We start from the raw sequence: 21,101 nt of genomic DNA on the forward strand, positions 1-21,101 counted from the left end.
TTAAATAGTTTTTAGTTTTAAATGTTTAGTTTTTAGTTAAGTTACTCTGCGAAGTTTTAACAATGGAAGTTAAAATTCTAATTAACTCGTGAATGTCCAAAATTAGTGGATTCACCTCTATATTTGTTAATTCACTTTCTTTTAATAATCGTAACCAATATTTAGTTTCTCTTGCTTCCTTTGATGAAATAGACATCTTTGCTGTAAAATCTCTTTTACTTTGTCTTGCCAATGCCTCTTCAATATTTGCTCCAATTGAAGTTCCACTTCTTAAAATTTGATTTGATATTATAAATTCTTTTTCTTGCTGTAATTGCTTGTAGAGAGAAATGATTTTCAAAGAAAATTCGAAACTCTTTTTTTGAACGATACTTTCTTTCATAACTCTATTTTTTACTTAAAATTAAACACTCAAAACTAATAATTAGCGATAGCGAATTATTTTAAAAACTTCTCCACTTTTAAACTCATTTTTATCATTTGGTAATTGAATAAAAGCATCTGCATTTACCAAACTTGCTAAATCTCCAGAACCATTTCCTTTTATTGGAAAGGCTACTAAGTGCCCAAATTTACTTTTTAATTCTACTTGTAAAAAAAACTCTAAATTGGGTTTAAATAATACATTTTCAGCTAAAATTGCCGTTTCTTCTTCTATTTCTACTCCTATAGATTTATAATACCAAGGATAAAAATACGCCAAACAATTTACAAATGTCGAGATTGGATTACCGGGAAATCCGAAGATATTACATTCATCAGTTTTTCCATAGAAAAAAGGTTTTCCTGGTCTTTGCGCTACTTTATGAAACAGTTTTTCTACACCTAACTCCTCGAAAACTTCAGGTAAAAAATCGTATTTTCCTTTACTAACCGCGCCACTAAAAAGTAACACATCAAACTCTTTTAAGAAGCTTTTTATTTTTGATTTTAAAATTGGTTTATCATCTGTAATATGAACAGTTTCAGAAGGAATATGTAATCTTTCTAATAATGAAACCAACGTAAAAACATTAGATCTTCTAATTTGATGTTCTAACGGAATTTCATCTACACCAACCAATTCATCACCAGTAGAAACAATCATTACTTTTGGTTGTTTTGCAACTTTTACAACCGATTTACCAACTGTTGCAAAAACACCAATTTCTGCGGCAGAAATAATTTTGTTTTTTGAGATTAAAACATCACCAGCTTTACCATCTTTCCCTTTTGCATGTACATTCTGACAATCATTTATTTTATTAATATTGATTGTTGCAATTCCGTTTTTAAGCGTAACATCTTCATAACGAATTACTGTATTTGCATTGTTTGGTAAAACAGCACCTGTCATAACTTCAATACAGTTTTCATTATTTTTAAGCGTCATTTGCTCACTTCCTGCAGCTTGTATTCCTTCTACATTAAAATCTCTTTGTCCGTTATTAAATGCATTAAAATCGATACAAATTCCATCCATAGAAACTCTATTAAATGGCGGAAAATCTCTATCTGCAAGAATATCTTCTTTTAAAACTCTTCCAACAGATTTTATAAACGGAATTTCTTCAACTCCAAAATTTTGGATTGAATTTAAAACGGTTTCTAAAGCTTCTTTTACTGAAATCATATTTATCCTCCTATTGTGCTCATACTTTCAGAAGCGCCACCATCTTTTCTATTTGCTTCTGCTATAAAACCATTTTCTGGTTTGTCTTTTACCAACCCTAAGAAAAGTTCTTTTAAATCGTCATTTGAAGCGCCTTTTCTTATGAAATCACGTAAATTAAAAACGCCATCATCAAACAAACAATTTTTAAAAGTTCCTGTGCTTGTAATTCTAATTCTATTACAATCGTTGCAAATAGTTCTTGTAAATGCAGGTATAATTCCGAAAGTACCTAAATGATTTTCTACTTTATAATTTCTTGAAGTCGATGATTTTTCAGACTTTATTTCTTGAACATCAAACTCGGTTTTCATCTCGTTTAAAATCTTGTTGAACGTCCAATTTTCTTGCATATCACGCTGTCCTTTTCCATTGAAAGGCATTTCTTCAATAAAACGAACAGCTACATTTTTATCTTTTGTCAATCTTACAAAATCTACAATTTCATCTGTATTAAAACCCGATTGTACAACTACGTTTAGCTTTAAATTTAAGCTGCTTTTTTCTAGCAATTCAAAAGTTTTATAAACTTCAGGAAAAACATCTCTTCTAGTAATTTTAGCAAATTTTTCTCTTTGTAAGCTATCGATACTTAAATTGATATTCTTTATCTTTTTTAGTTTTTCAATTTTTTCTATGTGATGAGAAATTAACGCACCATTTGTGGTAATATTTATTGCATCTAACAAATCGTTATAAGACAACATTTCCAAAAAACCGACAAAATCTTTACGCACAAAAGGTTCGCCACCAGTTAATCGCACCTTATTTACGCCTAACTCTGTTAAAACGCGAATTAAGCGATACATTTCTTTAAAGGTTAATAACTCTTGCCTTGGCACTATGTCTATACCATGAGCGGGCATACAATATTGACAACGTAAATTACAACGATCGGTTACTGCTAACCGAACGTACTCTATTTGTCGTCCAAAATTGTCTACAAGTTTACTCATGAAAAGATTTTAAATCTAGCTGTAAAATATGTTGTTTTACTTCTTTTATCTAAAAATATTACCATAATATAATACGAGGCAATAATTTCTTTAAAATTAGTTTTTAATTTTGAGAATTCCTTTATAAAAACTTGAAAATAGTATACACTAGAATTCTGAATGTAGTTTTACATAATTTCTATAGAAATACGAGTAATTATTGCATAGAATTTCCTGTTTACAAAAGCTTTTAATTACTCTTAATATTTTTACAAGAAATTTCTTATTTCGATTTATTAATTTGGTAATTTTTTACTTAATACACCATAAATTAGAGTGCCTAATAAAGCGCCAACTAATAAAATTAATGCAGGCGCCAATTTAAACCCAAGAATAACAAAAATTGGTGCAGCACAAGCCCCAGAGATTCCCCATCCTAAGCCAAAAAAAGTTCCACCTAAAATAGTTCGTATAAAGCCTTTTTTCTTTGGTTTTGGTACTATTCTATTACCATTTATATCTTTAATTTTTCCGCTTTTAAATAACTGCATAAAAATTGCAGAAATTATTACGGCACCGCCAATAATACCATACATATGAAAAGATTGAAACTTAAACATTTCGTAAAAGCGAAACCAAGAAATTGCTTGAGTCTTACTTAAAACAATAGCAAAAAAGATTCCTAAAAATAAAAATTTAATATTTTTCATAATTTAAAATAATAAAGGGATTATGAACCAAGTTGCAATAATTCCGCCAATAAAAAAACCAATAACAGCTAGTAAAGAAGGCAATTGTAGACTACTTAAACCTGTAATAGCATGACCCGATGTACAACCGCCAGCATATCTTGTACCAAAACCTACAAAAACTCCAGAAATTAATAATATTAAAAATCCTTTAAAAGAAAAAACAACATCATCACCAAAAATTTCATCAGGAAAATATTGATTACCAATATTAGAAAAACCTAAATCACTTAATTCGGTTACAGTTTTCGGATTTAAATCTATTGTTTGGTTTGGTGTTAAAAAGTATGCCGAAATAAAACCACCAATAATCAAACCAACTACAAATAACAATGCAAAATCTCTGTCTTTCCAATCTTTTTTAAAATAATCAGAAAATCTATCTGCACCAGCCATTGTACATAAGGTTTCAAAATTAGTAGAAGCACCAAAATTTTGACCAAAATAAAAATACAAAAGCAACGAAATTGCTATTAATGGCCCGCCAACATACCAAGCCCAAGGTTGTAAAATAATATCCATAATTAATCTATTTTTATCTATTCAGCATGAATTCAAAGAACCAAAACCTAAATAAATTCTCTCTTAAATTTTATCTTTTAAATAATTTATAATCTGTGTAGTCGCACCAAGATTGTCTTTTATATACCTCTTATTGATAACCCCTGTTAAGTTTCTAAAGCTTTCATCTTCCTTTAATTTTAACAAAGTTTTTGTAAACTCTTCTTGATTTTTAATTGATAAACAACCACCAATTTTAACTAAATCTACCGCTTCTTTAAATTTGTCGTATTTATTTCCAATAACTACAGAAATTCCAAAGGTTGCTGGCTCTAAAATATTATGCAATCCAGTCTTTAAACCTCCACCAACGTACGCAACATTTGCCGCAGCATATATCTTGGTTAAAATACCAATTGTATCAATAATAAAAACTTGATACTCTGAGAGATTTTTGTTTGATCGATTAGAAAATAATACTGTTTTTTTATTGATCGATTTTTGCAGTTCTAAAACTGCATCTGTTTTGATATTGTGGGGTGCAATAATAAATTTTTCATCTTCGCCTGCATTATTATTGATATAATTTACCAATAATTTTTCATCTTCTTGCCAAGTACTGCCTGCAACTAAAGTGTATTTACCGCTTTTAAATTCGGTTATAAAATCTAATGAGTTATCTTGTTCTAAAATTTTTGAAACTCTATCAAACCGGGTGTCTCCAGCAACTGTAACATTGGTGAAATTAATAGAATTTAGTAATTTTTTAGACTCTTGATTTTGTACAAAAAAATAATGAAAAGCCTTTAAAGACTCTCTCATAAAACCTCCGTAGCTTTTAAAAAACAATTGTTTATCTCTTAAAATACCAGAAACTAAAATCGTAGGAATTTCTTTGGTTTTTAGCTGATTCAGAATATTTGGCCAAAATTCATATTTAATAAAAATTGCCATTTTAGGATTTACAATTTCTATAAACTTTTTAGCATTTGACTTTGTATCTAAAGGAAGATAACAAACTACATCTGCCAACTTATAATTTTTTCTAATTTCGTAACCCGATGGCGAAAAAAAAGTAACTAATATTTTATACTTATAATTTTCTTTTTTTAACTCTTCTATAATTGGTCTAGCTTGTTCAAACTCACCCAATGAAGCTACATGAAACCAAATTGTATGTTCATTTTTTAAAACTTCAATTTTAGAGAACACTTCTTTTCTTCCATTTATAAAAAGTTTTATTTTTTTATTAAAAAAACCAATTATTGGCAGTAAAATAGTTGCTTTAAAAAGTACTAAATTGTATAAAAATTTCATGACTGTAAAAGTACAAAATACAAACAAGTTGTTTTGTAACCTTTATCACAAAAAAAAGCTCAAACAAATTAATGTTTGAGCTTTTTATATTTTTTAAAACTTAATCTTAAGCTTCAAATGGAGTTACAGATACATAAGATCTGTTATCTCTTTTCTTTTGAAATTCTACAATTCCATCAACTTTTGCATGTAAAGTATGATCTTTACCCATGTAAACGTTTTCTCCTGGATTGTGCGTAGTACCTCTTTGACGAACGATAATGTTACCTGCAATTGCAGCTTGTCCTCCAAATATTTTTACTCCTAGTCGTTTCGATTCTGATTCTCTACCATTCTTCGAACTACCTACACCTTTTTTATGTGCCATGTTATTGAGTTTTTATAGGTTAAAGTTAAATTATAAGGATTTATTTTTCAATACCTCCGTCTAATCTATCTTGTAATTCTTTTAATTCATCCCATTTACCTTCTGCAGCCAAACCAGCTTGCTTTGGCCAAGTATCAGTCACGATGTGAGATAATCTTGAACTTGCTTCAGATAAAATTTCGCTTAATTTAGATGCATCAGTCTTAGCTACTTTTGCAAAAGTATCTAAACCTGCGTTTACTAAAGCTTCAGCAGCTTTAGGTCCTGCACCTTCAATTTTCTTTAAGTCATCTCCTTTAGAAGATTTCTTTGGAGCAGCTTTTTTAGCTTCTGCCTTTGGAGCAGCTGCTTTTTTAGTTGCAGCTTTCTTAGTTGCTTTTTTAGCACCAGAAGCAGCAATAGATTCAATTTGAATCTCTGTTAAAGCTTGTCTGTGTCCATTTTTCTTTTGGTAACCTTTTCTTCTTTTCTTCTTGAAAACGATTACTTTATCACCTTTCAAGTGACTTAAAATTTTGGCCGTTACTGCGGCTCCTTCTATAGCTGGGGCGCCAATCGATACACTTCCATTATCGTCTAGTAGAAGAACATTATCAAAACTTACTTCTGATCCTTCTTCTCCTTGTAAACGGTGAACGTATACTTTTTGGTCTTTTGCTACTTTAAACTGCTGCCCTGCTATCTCTACGATTGCGTACATACTATTTGTTTTGCGTATTTATACTTATTATACACTTTCTCTCTTGAAAATGCGGATGCAAATATACATATTTTTTACAACTCTACAACATTGCTATAGAAAAATAAACTATTTAACAATCAAGCAAATAAATACGGTTTGCTCTTTATGTTTCATTAGATTCTTGCTATTTTTGAAGATAACTTACAAAAAAAGTTAATTTGTTGTAACAAAGATAAATTATCTGCGTCATACAAAGCATCAACTATTAATTAAATAAAAAATAAATGAAAAAAAGTATTTTATCTCTTGCTTCAGCATTGTTGATTGCATTTTCTGCAAATGCACAAAAGGTTGAGTTTGAAGAGTACAAGTTAGACAACGGACTACATGTAATACTGCATCAAGACAAATCTGCCCCAGTAATTATTACTTCTGTAATGTATGGTGTTGGTGGTAAAGATGGTGACAGAAAAAGAACTGGTTTTGCACATTTCTTTGAACACTTATTATTTGAAGGAACTAAAAACATTAAAAAAGGAGATTGGTTTAAAATTGTTTCTTCTAACGGAGGAAGAAATAATGCAAACACTTCTCAAGATAGAACATATTACTATGAAATTTTTCCATCTAACAAATTAGAACTAGGTTTATGGATGGAATCTGAACGTTTATTGCATCCAATTATTAAACAAGAAGGTGTAGACATTCAAAATGAAGTTGTTAAAGAAGAAAAAAGACAACGTACAAGACCTTACTCTAATCTTTTACCAGAAATATCTAAAAACATCTTTAAAGTACATCCATACAAAGACCCAAATGTTGGGTATATGGACCACTTAGACGCTGCAACTTTAGAAGAGTTTTTAGCTTTTAACAAAAAATACTATGTACCAAACAATGCAACTTTAGTGGTTGCTGGTGATATGGATATTGCTTCTACCAAGAAAATGATCGAAGATTACTTCGGACCAATTCCAAGAGGCGAAGAAGTAGTAAGAACTTTCCCAAAAGAAGAACCTATTACAAAAGAGTTTAAAGCAAAGGCTTATGACGAGAACATTCAAATTCCTGCAATTGTAGCGGCTTACAGAACTCCTTCTTTTAAAACAAGAGATTCTAAGGTTTTAGACATGATCTCTACGTATTTAAGCGGTGGTAAAAGTTCTGTTTTATACAAAAAGATTGTAGACAAAAAGAAAATGGCTTTAGCTGTACAAGCTGCAAATGTTTCTCAGCAAGATTATGGTGTGTATGCTCTTTTTGGTATTCCTTTAGGTAAAACTCCTTTAATGGATTTAATAAAAGAAATTGATGAAGAAATAGTAAAAATACAAACAGATTTAATTTCTGAAAGAGATTACCAAAAAATTCAGAATCAATTTGAAAACAACTACGTAAACTCTAATTCTAGTGTGGTAGGTATTGCAAATTCTTTAGCTAGATACCACGTAATGTATGGTGATACTAATTTGATAAATTCTGAAATAGATATTTATAGATCTATTACTCGAGAAGAAATGAGAGAAGTTGCAAAAAAATATTTAAACAAGAATCAAAGATTAATCTTAGAGTACCTACCTAAGAAAAAATAATTAAGAAAGATGAAGACAAAAATTTTATCAATTATAGCAGTTATAACCATGTCTTTTGCCACAAATGCGCAAATAGACAGAAGTAAAATGCCTACACCAGGGCCAGATCCTGTTGTAAAATTAGGAAGTGCAGAAAAATTTTCTCTAGAAAACGGATTGACAGTAATTATGGTAGAAAACCATAAATTACCTAGAGTTTCTGCAACTTTAAGAATAGACAATAAACCTTATTTAGAAGGTAATATTGCTGGTGTTTCTGGAATGATGGGAAGCTTACTAGGTAGAGGAACTACTAATATTTCTAAAGATGATTTTAATGAAAAAGTAGATTTTTTAGGTGCAAGTGTAAGTTATTATAGTACTGGCGCTTCTGCAAGATCGTTAAAAAAATATTTTCCAGAGGTTTTGGGTTTAATGGCAGATGGTGTTAAAAACTCTACATTTACTCAAGAAGAATTTGATAAAGAAAAAGAAGTTACTTTAGAGAATTTAAAATCTACAGAAAAAAATGTACCAGCAATTGCAGGTAGAGTTCAGAATATTTTAGTGTATGGTAAAAATCATCCTTACGGAGAATTCACAAGCAAAGAAACTGTAAACGCTATTACATTAGAAGATATAAAAAGCAATTACAACACTTATTACAAACCTAACAATGCGTATCTAATTATTGTTGGTGATATAAATCCGAAGGAAACTAAAAAATTAGTAGAAGATTTATTTGAAGATTGGCAAGAAGGAGAAATACCTGCATCTTCATATCCTGCTCCAGAAAATTTACCAACTGCAGCAATTAGCTTTGTTAACATGCCAAATGCAAAACAATCTGAAATTTCTGTAATTAATACTACAGATTTAACTTTAGGAGACAAAGATTATTATGCTGCATTATTAGCTAATAAAATTCTTGGTGGCGGTGGTTCTGCAAGACTTTTTAACAACTTAAGAGAAGACAAAGCTTATACTTATGGTTCTTACTCTGGTATTAGTCAAAGTAGAGAAGACAACACAGCAACTTTTAGAGCAACTGCAAGTGTTAGAAACATGGTAACCGATAGCGCTATTGTAGAAATCAAGAAAGAGATTAACAAAATTCGTTATCAAAAAGTTACAGAAAAAGAATTACAAGACGCTAAAGAAGAATACATTGGTGGTTTTGTAATGGATGTACAAAAACCTGCTACTGCAGCAAGTTATGCTTTAAACATTGCTTTGTACAATTTACCAGAAGATTTTTATGCAAACTACATTAAAAACATTAACTCTGTAACTGTAGATGATGTACAAAATGCTGCTATCAAATATTTTAGAGGAGATAAATCTAGAATAATGGTAACTGGTAGAGGAATTGACGTTCTTAAAAACTTAGAAAAAACTGATTACGTAATTAGCTATTTCGACAAAGAAGGAAATCCTACTGAAAAACCAGAAATGACAATGCCTATACCAGAAGGAGTTACTGCAGAAAAAGTTGTAAATAAATATTTAGATGCTATTGGTGGTAAAGACAAAGTTATGGCTGTAAAAACCACCATGATTGTTTCTAATGCTACAGTACAAGGCACACCTTTGGTTATGACAATGAAAGCTGCTGCACCTAACAAATCTTCTCAAGAGATTGCTGTTATGGGTAACGTAATGCAAAAAAGTACTTTTAACGGTACAACTGGTTACGCTTCTTCAAGAGGTCAAAAAAGAGATATGACTGCAGAACAAATTACAAAAGCAAAAAGTGCAAATGCACTATTTAGTGATTTAGCTTACACTGCTGGTAAACTTTTAAGAATAGAACCTTTAGATGGTAAAAATGCTTATGTTTTAGGTTTTAATGATAAAGAGGTATTTTATGATATGACTTCTGGGTTAAAAGTTAAAGAGATAACTACTATTAAAACTCCAGACGGAAAAGAAGTAAAAACCCCAACTGTTTATTCTGATTATAAAGAAGTAAACGGAATTAAATTTCCGCATGCTATCGGAATTAAATCTGGACCAATGAACTTAGATTTTGTTGTAAAAGAAATTAAAATTAATGAAGGTATTTCTGATTCAGATTTTAATTAATCAACTTTAAAATAATACATTTTATAAAGAGTCAAGATTAATTTCTTGGCTCTTTTTATTTTTTCTTATTTACAAGATATACTCCAAAAAGTATAATTACACCAGCAAATATTTGAAGCGGGCTTAACTTCTCTCCGTCTAAAACTCCCCAAAAAATAGCTACTAAAGGAATTAAATACGTGACAGATGACGAAAAAACTGGGTCTGAAATATGTACTAATTTATTATAAATAGTTTTGGCAATTCCGGTTCCAACAATAGATAAGATCGCCAAATAACCTAAAGATTGCATCAGTACCTTGTTATTAAAATCGAAATTCTTAAAAAAATCTGTAAACATTAAAACAATAAACGCAGGTACAATCAATAATAAAAAATTACCAGTAACAATAGACAAAGCATTTAAATCATTTAAATACTTTTTTACCATGTTTGCATTAAAAGCATAACCAACCGAGGCGATAATAATAAGAAATGCATACCAATAATTTTGATCTGGATTTAATGCAGCTCCTTTTAAAATGAGAATTAACGTACCAATTAAACCAATTAAAATACCATACAATTGCGTTCTTTTAAATCCGAAACCAAAAACAATTGCACCAAAAATAAGCGTGTTAAAAGGCGTTAGAGAGTTTAAAATTGAAACAATAGAACTATCAATTGTTGTAATAGCAAAAGCAAATAAAAAACCTGGCACAAACGTACCGGCTATTGAAGTAAAAACGATGTACCTATAATGTTTCTTTTGTATTTTTTTAAGTGATGGAAAAGCGACTAACAGTAAAAATATAGCAGTAAAAATCATTCTTAAAGCACCTAATTGTATTGGCGTAACACCCAATAAGGCTTTTTTCATCAGAATAAAAGAACTACCCCAAACCAAAGAAAGCAAGGTTAAATACAACCATTTTTGTTGTTGATTATTCATAATTAGTATATTTCTCAATACAAAAGTGTAACAATTATTAAGATATAAACTTGATTATTGATAAATTTGTAACATAATTTAATAATTAAATATTATGAACACTAAAAGAATATTATTTTCTATTGCAATTACATGTTTGTTTTTTATTGGATGCGCTAAAGATGTAAAAAAAGAGAATGTGTCTCTAGCTATTTCTGGTATGACTTGTGAAATTGGTTGTGCAAAAACAATTCAATCTAAATTGTCTAAAAAAGAAGGTGTAATAGATGCTAAAGTTGTTTTTACTGATAGTATTGCTAACATTTCTTACGATGCAAATACAACATCTAAAAAAGATTTAATTGCTTATGTTAACGGAATTGCTGGCGGAGATTTATATACAGCTTCTGAAGCTTCTAATGAAATAAGTACTACTAAAGAATCACATAAATGCTCTGATGATTGTAAAGAAAAATGTGAATTAAAACCAGAAAAAAAAGGCTGTTGTTCTGGTAAAACCATCGATGGTAAAATGGTTTGTGCAGAAGATTGTAAAATGGCTTGTTGCGATAAAAAGGAAACTGTTTAAAACAACATTATTTCTATAAATTAAAAAAAGCAGGCTTAACGCCTGCTTTTTAGTTTTTATAAAAGTTTTAGATTATAAACCTGCACTTTTCCATGTCCAAGTAGAAACATCTACTTTTGTTCCTGTTTTATAGTCTGCTGTAGTTGTTGCCGCTACACCATCTATAATAACGTTTGCTAAAGGACCATTGTCTTTCATATCGATGTTCTTAGCATAACCTTCTAACCAAATGTTAGTAATAGTTGCACCAGAAGTCTTTTTAAATTGTAAAGCCGTACCATCTACAGTAGAAATAGCTGTTAAGTTTACAAATTTAGGATTTCCGTTAGCTTTATCACCTTCAAAAGCCGTAGAAAAACCAGATTTAGTATGAGAAATGTAAGTATTAGTTACAGTACCGTTCCATCCTTCTGTCCAGTCTACAGAATCATCTTCGTTATTTTCTAAGTATAAGTTTGAAGCAGAAACTGTTCCACCGAAAAACTCTACACCGTCATCTGCACCATCAATTACAGAAATGTTTTCTACCGTTGTACCAGAACCTACAGCGTAAAAAGAAACACCGTTGTACTGAGATTCAGAATTAATTTGAGCTCCTGTTCCTTTAATTACTAAATACTTAATAGATCCAGAATTGTCTGCATCTTCTGTTCCTCCGTAGATAAAACCACCAACCTCTGCTTCTGCATTAACACCCGCAGATGTTGTTGCTTTACCACAAATTGTTAATCCACCCCAATCTCCTGGTTCACCAGAAGCAGAAGCAATAACTACTGGGTTAGTTGCTGTACCTTGAATATCTATTTTACCACCTTGTAAAACTGCAATGTAAACACCAGTTCCACCATTTCTTGCAGTAATTTTTGTTCCTGCAGGAATTGTTAAAGTTGCACCTGATTGTACTATGTAAGAAGAGTTTAATGTATAGTTAACAGAAGCATCTAAAGTTACATCTGTAGTTACAGCACCTTGTAAAGCACTTGTTTCAAAAGATAAGTCTGTTGGTACCCAATCGAATGCAGAAGCCGCAACAGTTGGCACAACAGTTGTGTTTAATGTATAAAAGTATTCACCTGAAGCTGCCATTTCTTCTTCTGTAGCTAAAGCAACTGGTGTATAACCATCAGAAAAAACTACGTTAGAAGTAGCACCACCATCTGCCATGTCTAAATCTACATCATAACCACTTAAAGATAATCCAGAGATTGTTCCTCCAGAAGTCTTTTTAAATTGTAAAGCTTTACCACCAACAGTAGAAATAGCTGTAATATCGTTAAATTTAGGGTTTCCGTTATCTTTATCACCTTCAAAAACTGTAGAAAAACCAGATTTAGTATGAGAAATATAAGCAGTATTTACTGTTCCGTTCCATCCTTCTGTCCAATCGATAGAATCATCTTCGTTGTTTTCTAAGTATAAGTTAGAAACAGAAACTGTACCTCCAAAAAATTCTACACCATCGTCAGAACCATCTATAACAGCAACATTACTTACTGTTGTACCAGAACCTACAGCGTAAAAAGAAACACCATTGTATTGAGAGTTTAAACTAATTTGAGCTCCTGTACCTTTAATAACTAAGTAGTTAATAGAACCAGAACTATCTTGATCGTTAGTACCACCATAAATAAAACCACCAACCTCTGCTTCTGCATCTACACCTGCAGTTGTTGTAGCTTCACCACAAAGAGTTAAACCACCCCAATCACCAGGATTTCCTGAAGCTGAAGACATAATTACTGGAGATGATGCTGTACCTTGAATATCTATTTGACCTCCTTGTAAAACGGCGATAAAAACGCTTGTTCCGTTGTTTAATGCCTGAATTTTAGTTCCTGCAGGAATTGTTAATTTAGCACCAGAGTCAATAGTAAAAGCTGCGTTAAGATTGTATGCCACACCAGGATCTAAAGTATAATCTTCATCTAAGTTACCATTCATTATTCCAACCTTTAAGTTTTCTATAACTTCAGATTCGTTACCTGGTAAAATAATATCTGGCTCGTCACTACCACAATTGGTTAATGTTAAAGTAGCTATCGAAAAAGCTACGATGTTAAGAATTTTAAAAACTGATTTTTTCATTGTTTTTTGTTTGATTTTAATTTTCCACAAAGAAATCAACTAATCCTTTTCTTTTCTTTATGTAAATATTAATCCTATGTTAGCTTTTATTACAAAAACTACCCTTTTGTTAAATAATCGTTAACCTAGATTTAAAAAGTATATTTTACACTTAATGTAAGCTGACTTCCTTTCTTGTAAGACAAAACAGTTTGATTTGTTTCTATCTCTGAAATTAAATCTCTAACTTTTTGAGTTTGTTTAATCTCTGGGTTTAATAAGTTTCTACCTACAAACTTTACAACTAAATTATCTGTAAGTTTTTTACTTACAACTAAGTCTAAAGCAACAAACCCTTTTTCTAAAATTTCGTCATTATAAAGAGATGCACTATTTGCAAAATCCTCTGGAGATCCCAAAGCAAATATTTTATCCGAAGAATAGTTACCTGTTAAAGTTGCAATAAATTCTTTTTCTTTTTTATCACTATAACTTAAAGAACTATTTATAATAAAATCTGAAGCTCCTTGTAAACTAGATTCTGTAATATCTTTATATTGAAAATCTTTTAATAAATCTTGTTTTAACCACATTTTCGTAACGTTACCAGTTATGTTTAAAACACCTTCATCGTCATCATTTTTTATTAAATCTGTTTTAGCTTCAAGTTCTAAACCATATACTTCTGCTTCATCACCTGTATTAGAATATACAAAGTTACCAGAAGAACCTCTTGCTTGCGCTAAGTTAATTGGGTTGATAATTTGCTTGTAAAATGCAGTTGCAGAAAATAACTGCCCACTTTGAGGAAACATTTCGTATTTTAAATCTAAGTTATAAATGTCAGATTTTTCTAATTCAGGATTTCCTTTAATTACACGACCTGTAGGAGAAACATACTCGAAAGGTGCTAATTCTTTAAATTCTGGTAAAGTTTGTGTAATACTAGATGCAAAACGTAAATATTGATTTTCTTTAATTTCGTATTTTAAATTTACACTTGGGTATAAACTTTCGTAAACTCTATTAATTGTACCTAACCTACCAACATAGTTTGTAACATCCCAAGTAACGTCTAATTCATTTCTTTCGTAACGTAAACCTAAATTACCAGAAAACTTTTCGTTTAATTGAAAATCGAAGTTTACGTAACCTGCCATAATATCTAAATCTGCATTGTATCTATCTACTTCACCAACTCTTAATCTTAAACCATTATTAAAATTAGTTGGTGTAAATGTTTCTGATAGATCATCTATAGAAGGTGCGGTGAAATCTTTAGCTCTAACCCCAACAAATAAAGATCTAAAAGTTCTTTCTTTATGTCTAAAGTTTACACCATAATTTAAAGAATATGGTTTGTCATCGTCTTCGTTTATAGCTCCTAAAGCCCATTTATTTTCTATAAAAGCAGTATATTCTTTATCTTGAATTTTCTGAGTAGATTTTCTTTGCTGGTAATCACCAACGTGAGAATACTGAATTAAAGGTGAATTTGTAATATCTAAAATATTTACCTCGTTTCTAATTCTGTTTGGTTCTTCTGCTAATACAAAATTGTAACCTCCGGCCCAATTTATAGTATTGTTTTCGTTCCATTTATGTTCTCCCATTAACTGGTTTACAAACATTGTTGTTTGCTTAAAGTTTTGGTCTCTTACAAAAGCGCCTTCTTCTTGCGGATCTTGATCAAAAACATAACCCAAACCATTTCTACCTTGTTCATACAAATTTGTTGTACCTGTATTTACAAAAAGTGTGTTGTATTTAAGTTTGTTATTATCGTTTAATTTTATTTTAAAGTTTACATAACCTGTAGTATTTGCTACAGAACTATATTGTTCTGCATCAGAAAAACTATTATCTAAAACGTTCGATCTGTAAGAATTAAAAACCCCTTTTTGGTGTGTAAAAGATTTTGAATGAGAACCTGTTAAGAAAACAGCCACATCTTTACCTAAAACTGTAAATTTATTTGCTGCAGTAAAAGAACCACTAAAATTAACCGGTGTAGACATTGCTTCTGTACCCCAGCCTTGGTTTGTTATTAAATCTTGTAATGCAAATGTTTTTTTATGAAAACCTAAAGTAACATCATTGTTAATAATTGGCGTTCTAAAATCTCCGTTTAAACTTGTTACGTTTGTGTTAGTACCACCAGAAACAGATATAGAAAAACCTTTTTTAGTGTACTCTTTAGAATCTATATCTACATTACCAGAACCTTGGTCTGCATAACTAGAAGTAGCATATGTTTTACTTACACCTATATTTTTAATAACACTTGTAGAAAATAAGTTTAAGTTGATGTTTTTGTTTGATACGTTATCCGAAGGAATAGCTAAACCATTCATAGTAGTAGATAAGTATCTATCTCCTAAACCTCTAATAAATATATTTCCAGTACCTTCACTTTTTGTAACACCAGAAATTTTAGTTGTTGCATTAGCAGCATTAGATACACCAACCTTAGCTAATGTTTGCGCGCCTATACTTTCTTTAATTACAGTTGCTTTCTTCTGTTCTAATAATAATGCATTTGCAGACTCTTTACTTGTAGATGTTTTAATAACAACCTCATCTAAACCTACACCTTCTTCTGCAGACATAACTTGGTTTAAAACTACAGTTTCTCCTGCTTTAATTGTAAATGTTTTTTCTACAGTTTTGTAACCTAAAAAACTAAAAGAAACAACGTGTGTTCCTGCAGGTACTTTAATAGAGTAATTTCCATCAAAATCTGTGGTTGCCCCAATACTTGTTCCTTTAATAAATACATTTGCGAAAGGTAAAGGATCATTGTTAGTTTCTTTATCGGTTAACAAACCTTTTAAAGTTCCTTTGTCTTGCGCTGTTAATACTTGACTTAATGCAATAAAAGCAATAAATAAAAATTTCTTCATTTTGTGTGTTATTTACGTTGGCAAAAGTCCGTTAGATTTGTAAAGTCTATGTTAGTTGTAAATTATCGTTGCGTTATTAGCGCGTTAAGACAATGTTAACCAGATGTGTTTATATGTTAATTTAACATTTCTTAATAATTTTATGGGTTAATAATAAAATTGTTATTTTTGACGCATTCTTAAATGAATTTCATAACATTAAGATAACGTAGTCAACAGATTGAGTATTTAACTTTGCTGCTTAAAATTTTTGAAGAAAAATGGGTGATCCATATATTTTAATGCTTGTCGCTTTAGCTGTTTTAGCTATTGTAGATTTAGTTGTTGGTGTAAGTAACGATGCAGTAAATTTTTTAAATTCTGCCATAGGTTCTAAAGCCATTTCTGTAAAGAAAATAATGATTATTGCTAGTGTTGGTGTCTTCTTTGGGGCTGTAACTTCTAGCGGAATGATGGAAGTTGCTAGAAAAGGTATTTTTAATCCTGGCATGTTTGTTTTTCAAGATGTAATGTACATTTTTATGGCAGTGATGATTACCGATATTCTATTGCTAGACATCTTTAACTCTTTAGGAATGCCAACTTCTACAACGGTTTCTATCGTTTTTGAACTTTTAGGTTCTGCTGTAGTTATTGCACTTATTAAAATTGCAAATAACGATGCCGAAAGCATTAATGCTATCTGGAACTACATAAACTACAATACCGCTACAGATATTGTTTTAGGTATTTTACTCTCTGTAGTAGTTGCCTTTTCAGTCGGTGCAATTGTGCAATATTTCTCGAGACTTATCTATTCGTTTAATTTTGAAACAAGACCTAACTATATCAACGCATTATTTGGTGGCTTTGCAATTACAGCTATTACCTATTTTATAATAATTAAAGGTCTAAAAGGAACAGATTTTTACGGAAGCATTGCCGGTTTATTAGATGGTAACACAATACAAATTATAGCTGCAAGTTTTTTAATTTGGACACTAATTTCTGGATTATTAATTCGTTTTCTAAAAATTAATATTCTTGTTTTAATTATTGGTGTTGGTACCTTTTCTTTAGCAATGGCTTTTGCTGGTAACGATTTAGTAAACTTTATTGGTGTACCAATTGCTGCATTAAATTCTTATGAAGCTTGGAGTGCTTCTGGCGTAGATCCTCAATTATTTTCTATGGGAAGTTTGGCCAAAAAAGTACCTTCTAACATTTGGTTACTTCTTTTAGCTGGAGGAATTATGGTTGTTACACTATGGACATCTTCTAAAGCAAAATCTGTAATAGAAACTGGTATTAATTTATCTAGACAAGGTGAAGGCCATGAGAAATTTCAACCTAACAATGTTTCTAGAGTTGTTGTAAGAGCTGCAATGTTTTTAAATGTTGGTATTAACTATGTAATCCCTAAAAAAACACAAACGTTTATAAACTCGAAATTCGAGAAACCTGTTTTACAACTTACAAAAGATAAAACTTACGAAATGCCTGCTTTTGATTTAGTTAGAGCTTCGGTAAACCTAATTATGGCAAGTGTTTTAATTTCTATAGCAACTTCTATGAAGTTGCCACTTTCTACAACTTATGTAACTTTTATGGTTGCAATGGGTACATCTTTAGCAGATAGAGCTTGGGGTAGAGAAAGTGCTGTTTATAGAGTTGCAGGTGTTTTAAATGTAATTGGTGGATGGTTTTTAACCGCAATTATTGCTTTTATTGCTGCAGGTGTAATTGCTTACTTAATAAGTTTACACATTGCTTCTATACCTTTATTATTAATTCTTTTAGCTGTTTTAATTGGTAGAAATACAATTAAACACCGTAATAAAACAAAAGAAGTAAAAAAGAAAGATTTTATAGAAAGAGCTGAATTAATTACAATTAACGGAGTAATAGAAGAAAGTGCAGATCATATTTCTGGAGTTGCAGAAAGAGTAAACAAATTGTACACAAACGTTGTAAATGATTTAGCAAACCACGATTTAAACAAACTTCGTAAAACAGATAAGCACGTAGAAAAGCTTAATAACGAAATTGACAGTTTAAAAGATGGCGTATTCTATTTTATAAAATCTTTAGATGAAACATCTGTACAAGCTAGTAGATTTTACATTATGGTTCTAGGTTATTTACAAGATGTAGCGCAATCTATAAGTTATATTTCTAGAGCAAGCTACAAACACGTAAACAACAATCATAAAAACTTAAAAAAAGGACAACTAAAAGACCTTAAAGAAATAGATATTGAATTAGCTTCACTTTTATTAAAAGTAAATGCTACTTTTAAAAATAGAAGTTTCGATGATTTAAGTCAAATTATTTTTGAAAAAAGGCAACTTTTAAACAATGTTTCTGATTCCGTAGAAAAGCAAGTAGCTAGAATTAGAACAGATGAAACTAGCCCGAAGAATACAACTCTTTATTTTAGTTTATTATTAGAAACAAAAGATTTAATTTCTGCTTTAATGAATCTTTTAAATACTTATGAAGAGTTTTATTTAACTACAAAATCAAATAAATAACATATTATATTTATCACATAAAAAAAGCCCTGAGAAATCTCAGGGCTTTTTTTATGACAATTTTTTAAAACCAAAAACCAAGATTGAATAACCATTGGCCATCGGTATGATCTGGTGTCCAGCTATATTTTATCTCAATAGGACCTAAAAAAGAATCGTAACTATACCCAAGAGCATAACCTGATTTTATATTCTCGAACAAATCTAAATCTCTAAAAACATTATCTTCTAATCGTGCGTAATTTGCTATAAATGAAAAGTAATGAGAATCGCCTAATCGATATCTAAAATCAAACTGAGATTTTATAAACGAATTGTTAGAAAAATCTGCCAACTCGTATCCATATAAAGAAACAAAGGTATTTATGTAATTTTGATTATAACCACCAAGATAAAAATCAAATACATTCGAAGTTGGGTTTCCTATGGTAAAACCGGCTTCATTGGTGTTTTGAAATGTTAATCTATCAAAAAAAGTAGTTGCAAAGCCCAAGGTTCCTTTTGCTTGCGAAAACATCTTAAAATCATCATTATAATCTGTAGAGGCAACATACCATTTAAAGTTTAAATCTGCAAAATAACCTTTAGTAGCAAAATATTTTTTATCATACGTATCTAGTTTTATGTATCCGAATGCATTAAAATAATTACTTCTATCTATAATTGTTTCTGGTATTTCATTAGTAGATAATGTTTCTGTTGATGCTTTTAACCACTTATGTTCTGCACCCAAACCCAAAGCAAATTTTCTACTAAATGTCGTTTGAAAAAATGCTTGATTGGTAATATCTGTGTAACTTAAATTTATACTACTTACATTTGGTAAATCTGATACCTGATTGTATTTAGAATTACTTCTAAAATGATTATATCGAGACCTAAAACCGTAACTTATATAAAAACCATTATCTACAAAATAATTTAAGTTGTATCTTAAGTTATCACCTAAAATCAAATCTAAAGAAAATAAATCGTTTTTTTTAAGTAAATGTTTCTGATTGTAACTTGCCAAAACACTAGATTTATATAACAAATCGTAATGTACACCTAACTTTAAATTTGCATTTTCATTAGACTCTATTAACTTAAAGTCTAATAAATAACTACCGTTAACTTTTTTAATTAAATTATATTCTATTCTAGCGTAATTTCTTGTTGCAGAAAGCAAGTAAATCTTCTTTGTAATATCATTTCTAGATAAACTGTCACCACTTTTTATATTTAATTTACCCAAAACAAAAGCTCTTGTATAATAAGATGCTCCATCAATTCCAATATCAGAAATCAACAATTTTTCTGTACTAAACTTTAACTTTTTTCTTTTCTTTTTTACTTTTTGTTTGGCTGCAATTTCAGCAAAAACCTCTGCATATTTAGACGCCTCAACAACACCTTTTTTTAAAATTTCTTCTTTCTTATCAAAATCTACAACTGTATAGTTGTAAATCTCTGGATGAATGTAGACATCTATTTTCTTTATTTCTTCATCAGATTTACTATACATTTTATAACTCATTATCTGATTTAATAAAGCAACAACAGAGTTTATTTTTTCTTTCTGAAATAATTTACCTTCAACATCTACACCAATCACAATATCCATTCCTTTTTGTTTTAAGATACTTACAGGAAAGTTATTTGCAATGCCACCATCAATTAATAATTTGTTATCTACCTCTACTGGGTTTAAAAGTGATGGAAAAGAGCCACTTGCTCTTAATGCCAATGGTAAAGAGCCTTTTTCTAATATTACCGCCGCACCATTTTCTACGTCTGTTGCTACACAAAAAAACGGAATTGAAAGTTTAGAGAAATCTTGATTACCGTCTACAGAATCGAAAAGCTCTAATAATAAATTTAATACATTTTGTCCTTTAGAAATCGCTCTTGGCAACCCTATTTTGCCTTTATTTACAGGAAGCGTTACTACAGATTTCTCACCATATTCTTTCTCGAAAAAGGTTTCTGAACTTCTAGGCAACCGATCTCTTAACAGCGTTAAAAAATCTGTTTTTAAAATAATTTCTTCTATTTGATTTGCAGAATAACCCGCAGCATACAAACCACCAACAATTGCACCCATACTTGTACCACCAACATAATCTACTTGTATACCAGCTTTATCAATTGCTTTTAAAACACCTATATGAGCAAAACCTTTGGCTCCACCTCCGCTTAAAACCAAGCCTACTTTTGGTTGTTTACTTTGCGTATAAATACTTAAGGTGATAAGAGAAACAAAAAAAAGTAGTTTTATTTTCATG

At 30.4% G+C, this 21,101-nt stretch carries 16 protein-coding genes; 4 read left to right on the forward strand and 12 right to left on the reverse strand.

The genetic code is table 11. The features are described 5' to 3' along the window. Window positions 1–25: 25 nt before the first annotated feature. From ACYPV9_RS13060 to rplU, 8 genes are all read right to left on the reverse strand, one after another. On the reverse strand, window positions 26–382 hold the full coding sequence (locus ACYPV9_RS13060; protein ID WP_459744387.1) for a four helix bundle protein: 357 nt from the start codon (window positions 380–382) through the stop codon (window positions 26–28). 42 nt (window positions 383–424) lie between these two features. Beyond that, window positions 425–1,612, reverse strand: a complete 1,188-nt coding sequence (locus tag ACYPV9_RS13065) for a molybdopterin molybdotransferase MoeA (RefSeq protein WP_459744389.1) — start codon at window positions 1,610–1,612, stop codon at window positions 425–427. Between the two features lie 2 nt (window positions 1,613–1,614). Continuing rightward, window positions 1,615–2,607, reverse strand: coding sequence for a GTP 3',8-cyclase MoaA (moaA, locus tag ACYPV9_RS13070; protein ID WP_299063081.1), 993 nt, complete (start codon window positions 2,605–2,607; stop codon window positions 1,615–1,617). Between the two features lie 275 nt (window positions 2,608–2,882). Continuing rightward, window positions 2,883–3,296 carry a DUF6691 family protein gene (locus ACYPV9_RS13075; protein WP_299063078.1) on the reverse strand — a complete coding sequence of 138 codons (414 nt, stop codon included), beginning with the start codon at window positions 3,294–3,296 and terminating at the stop codon, window positions 2,883–2,885. 3 nt (window positions 3,297–3,299) lie between these two features. Further along, entirely contained in the window at window positions 3,300–3,857 is a 558-nt protein-coding gene (locus tag ACYPV9_RS13080; RefSeq protein WP_459744394.1) for a YeeE/YedE family protein, read from the reverse strand. 63 nt (window positions 3,858–3,920) lie between these two features. Beyond that, window positions 3,921–5,153, reverse strand: coding sequence for a 3-deoxy-D-manno-octulosonic acid transferase (locus tag ACYPV9_RS13085; RefSeq protein WP_459744397.1), 1,233 nt, complete (start codon window positions 5,151–5,153; stop codon window positions 3,921–3,923). A gap of 106 nt (window positions 5,154–5,259) precedes the next feature. Beyond that, window positions 5,260–5,520, reverse strand: a complete 261-nt coding sequence (gene rpmA, locus ACYPV9_RS13090) for a 50S ribosomal protein L27 (protein ID WP_015481656.1) — start codon at window positions 5,518–5,520, stop codon at window positions 5,260–5,262. A gap of 40 nt (window positions 5,521–5,560) precedes the next feature. After that, window positions 5,561–6,220: a 50S ribosomal protein L21 gene (rplU, locus tag ACYPV9_RS13095; RefSeq protein WP_299063068.1), complete on the reverse strand. Its 660-nt coding sequence runs from the start codon at window positions 6,218–6,220 to the stop codon at window positions 5,561–5,563. 266 nt (window positions 6,221–6,486) lie between these two features. Between rplU and ACYPV9_RS13100 the strand changes: the two genes are divergently transcribed. Together ACYPV9_RS13100 and ACYPV9_RS13105 are read left to right on the forward strand one after the other, a co-directional pair. Further along, window positions 6,487–7,794, forward strand: coding sequence for a M16 family metallopeptidase (locus tag ACYPV9_RS13100; RefSeq protein WP_299063065.1), 1,308 nt, complete (start codon window positions 6,487–6,489; stop codon window positions 7,792–7,794). Window positions 7,795–7,803: 9 nt separating this feature from the next. Further along, window positions 7,804–9,858, forward strand: a complete 2,055-nt coding sequence (locus ACYPV9_RS13105; RefSeq protein ID WP_459744401.1) for a M16 family metallopeptidase — start codon at window positions 7,804–7,806, stop codon at window positions 9,856–9,858. Between the two features lie 55 nt (window positions 9,859–9,913). Here ACYPV9_RS13105 and ACYPV9_RS13110 read toward each other — a convergent pair whose 3' ends face one another. Beyond that, entirely contained in the window at window positions 9,914–10,789 is an 876-nt protein-coding gene (locus ACYPV9_RS13110) for a DMT family transporter (RefSeq protein ID WP_459744403.1), read from the reverse strand. A gap of 94 nt (window positions 10,790–10,883) precedes the next feature. Between ACYPV9_RS13110 and ACYPV9_RS13115 the strand changes: the two genes are divergently transcribed. After that, window positions 10,884–11,357: a cation transporter gene (locus ACYPV9_RS13115; RefSeq protein ID WP_459744405.1), complete on the forward strand. Its 474-nt coding sequence runs from the start codon at window positions 10,884–10,886 to the stop codon at window positions 11,355–11,357. Window positions 11,358–11,429: 72 nt separating this feature from the next. Here ACYPV9_RS13115 and ACYPV9_RS13120 read toward each other — a convergent pair whose 3' ends face one another. Together ACYPV9_RS13120 and ACYPV9_RS13125 are read right to left on the reverse strand one after the other, a co-directional pair. Further along, window positions 11,430–13,442 carry an autotransporter outer membrane beta-barrel domain-containing protein gene (locus ACYPV9_RS13120; protein ID WP_299063053.1) on the reverse strand — a complete coding sequence of 671 codons (2,013 nt, stop codon included), beginning with the start codon at window positions 13,440–13,442 and terminating at the stop codon, window positions 11,430–11,432. A 131-nt stretch (window positions 13,443–13,573) separates the two neighbouring features. Continuing rightward, window positions 13,574–16,324, reverse strand: a complete 2,751-nt coding sequence (locus ACYPV9_RS13125; protein WP_459744408.1) for a TonB-dependent receptor — start codon at window positions 16,322–16,324, stop codon at window positions 13,574–13,576. Window positions 16,325–16,584: 260 nt separating this feature from the next. On the opposite strand from ACYPV9_RS13125, the gene ACYPV9_RS13130 reads away from it, so the two are divergent. Next, the gene (locus ACYPV9_RS13130) at window positions 16,585–18,837 is read left to right on the forward strand and encodes an inorganic phosphate transporter (protein WP_459744411.1); all 2,253 of its coding nucleotides are present in this window, start codon (window positions 16,585–16,587) and stop codon (window positions 18,835–18,837) included. A gap of 64 nt (window positions 18,838–18,901) precedes the next feature. Here ACYPV9_RS13130 and ACYPV9_RS13135 read toward each other — a convergent pair whose 3' ends face one another. Further along, window positions 18,902–21,100, reverse strand: coding sequence for a patatin-like phospholipase family protein (locus ACYPV9_RS13135; RefSeq protein ID WP_459744414.1), 2,199 nt, complete (start codon window positions 21,098–21,100; stop codon window positions 18,902–18,904). Window position 21,101 lies beyond the last annotated feature (1 nt).

The organism is Polaribacter sp. OB-PA-B3, from assembly GCF_054589375.1.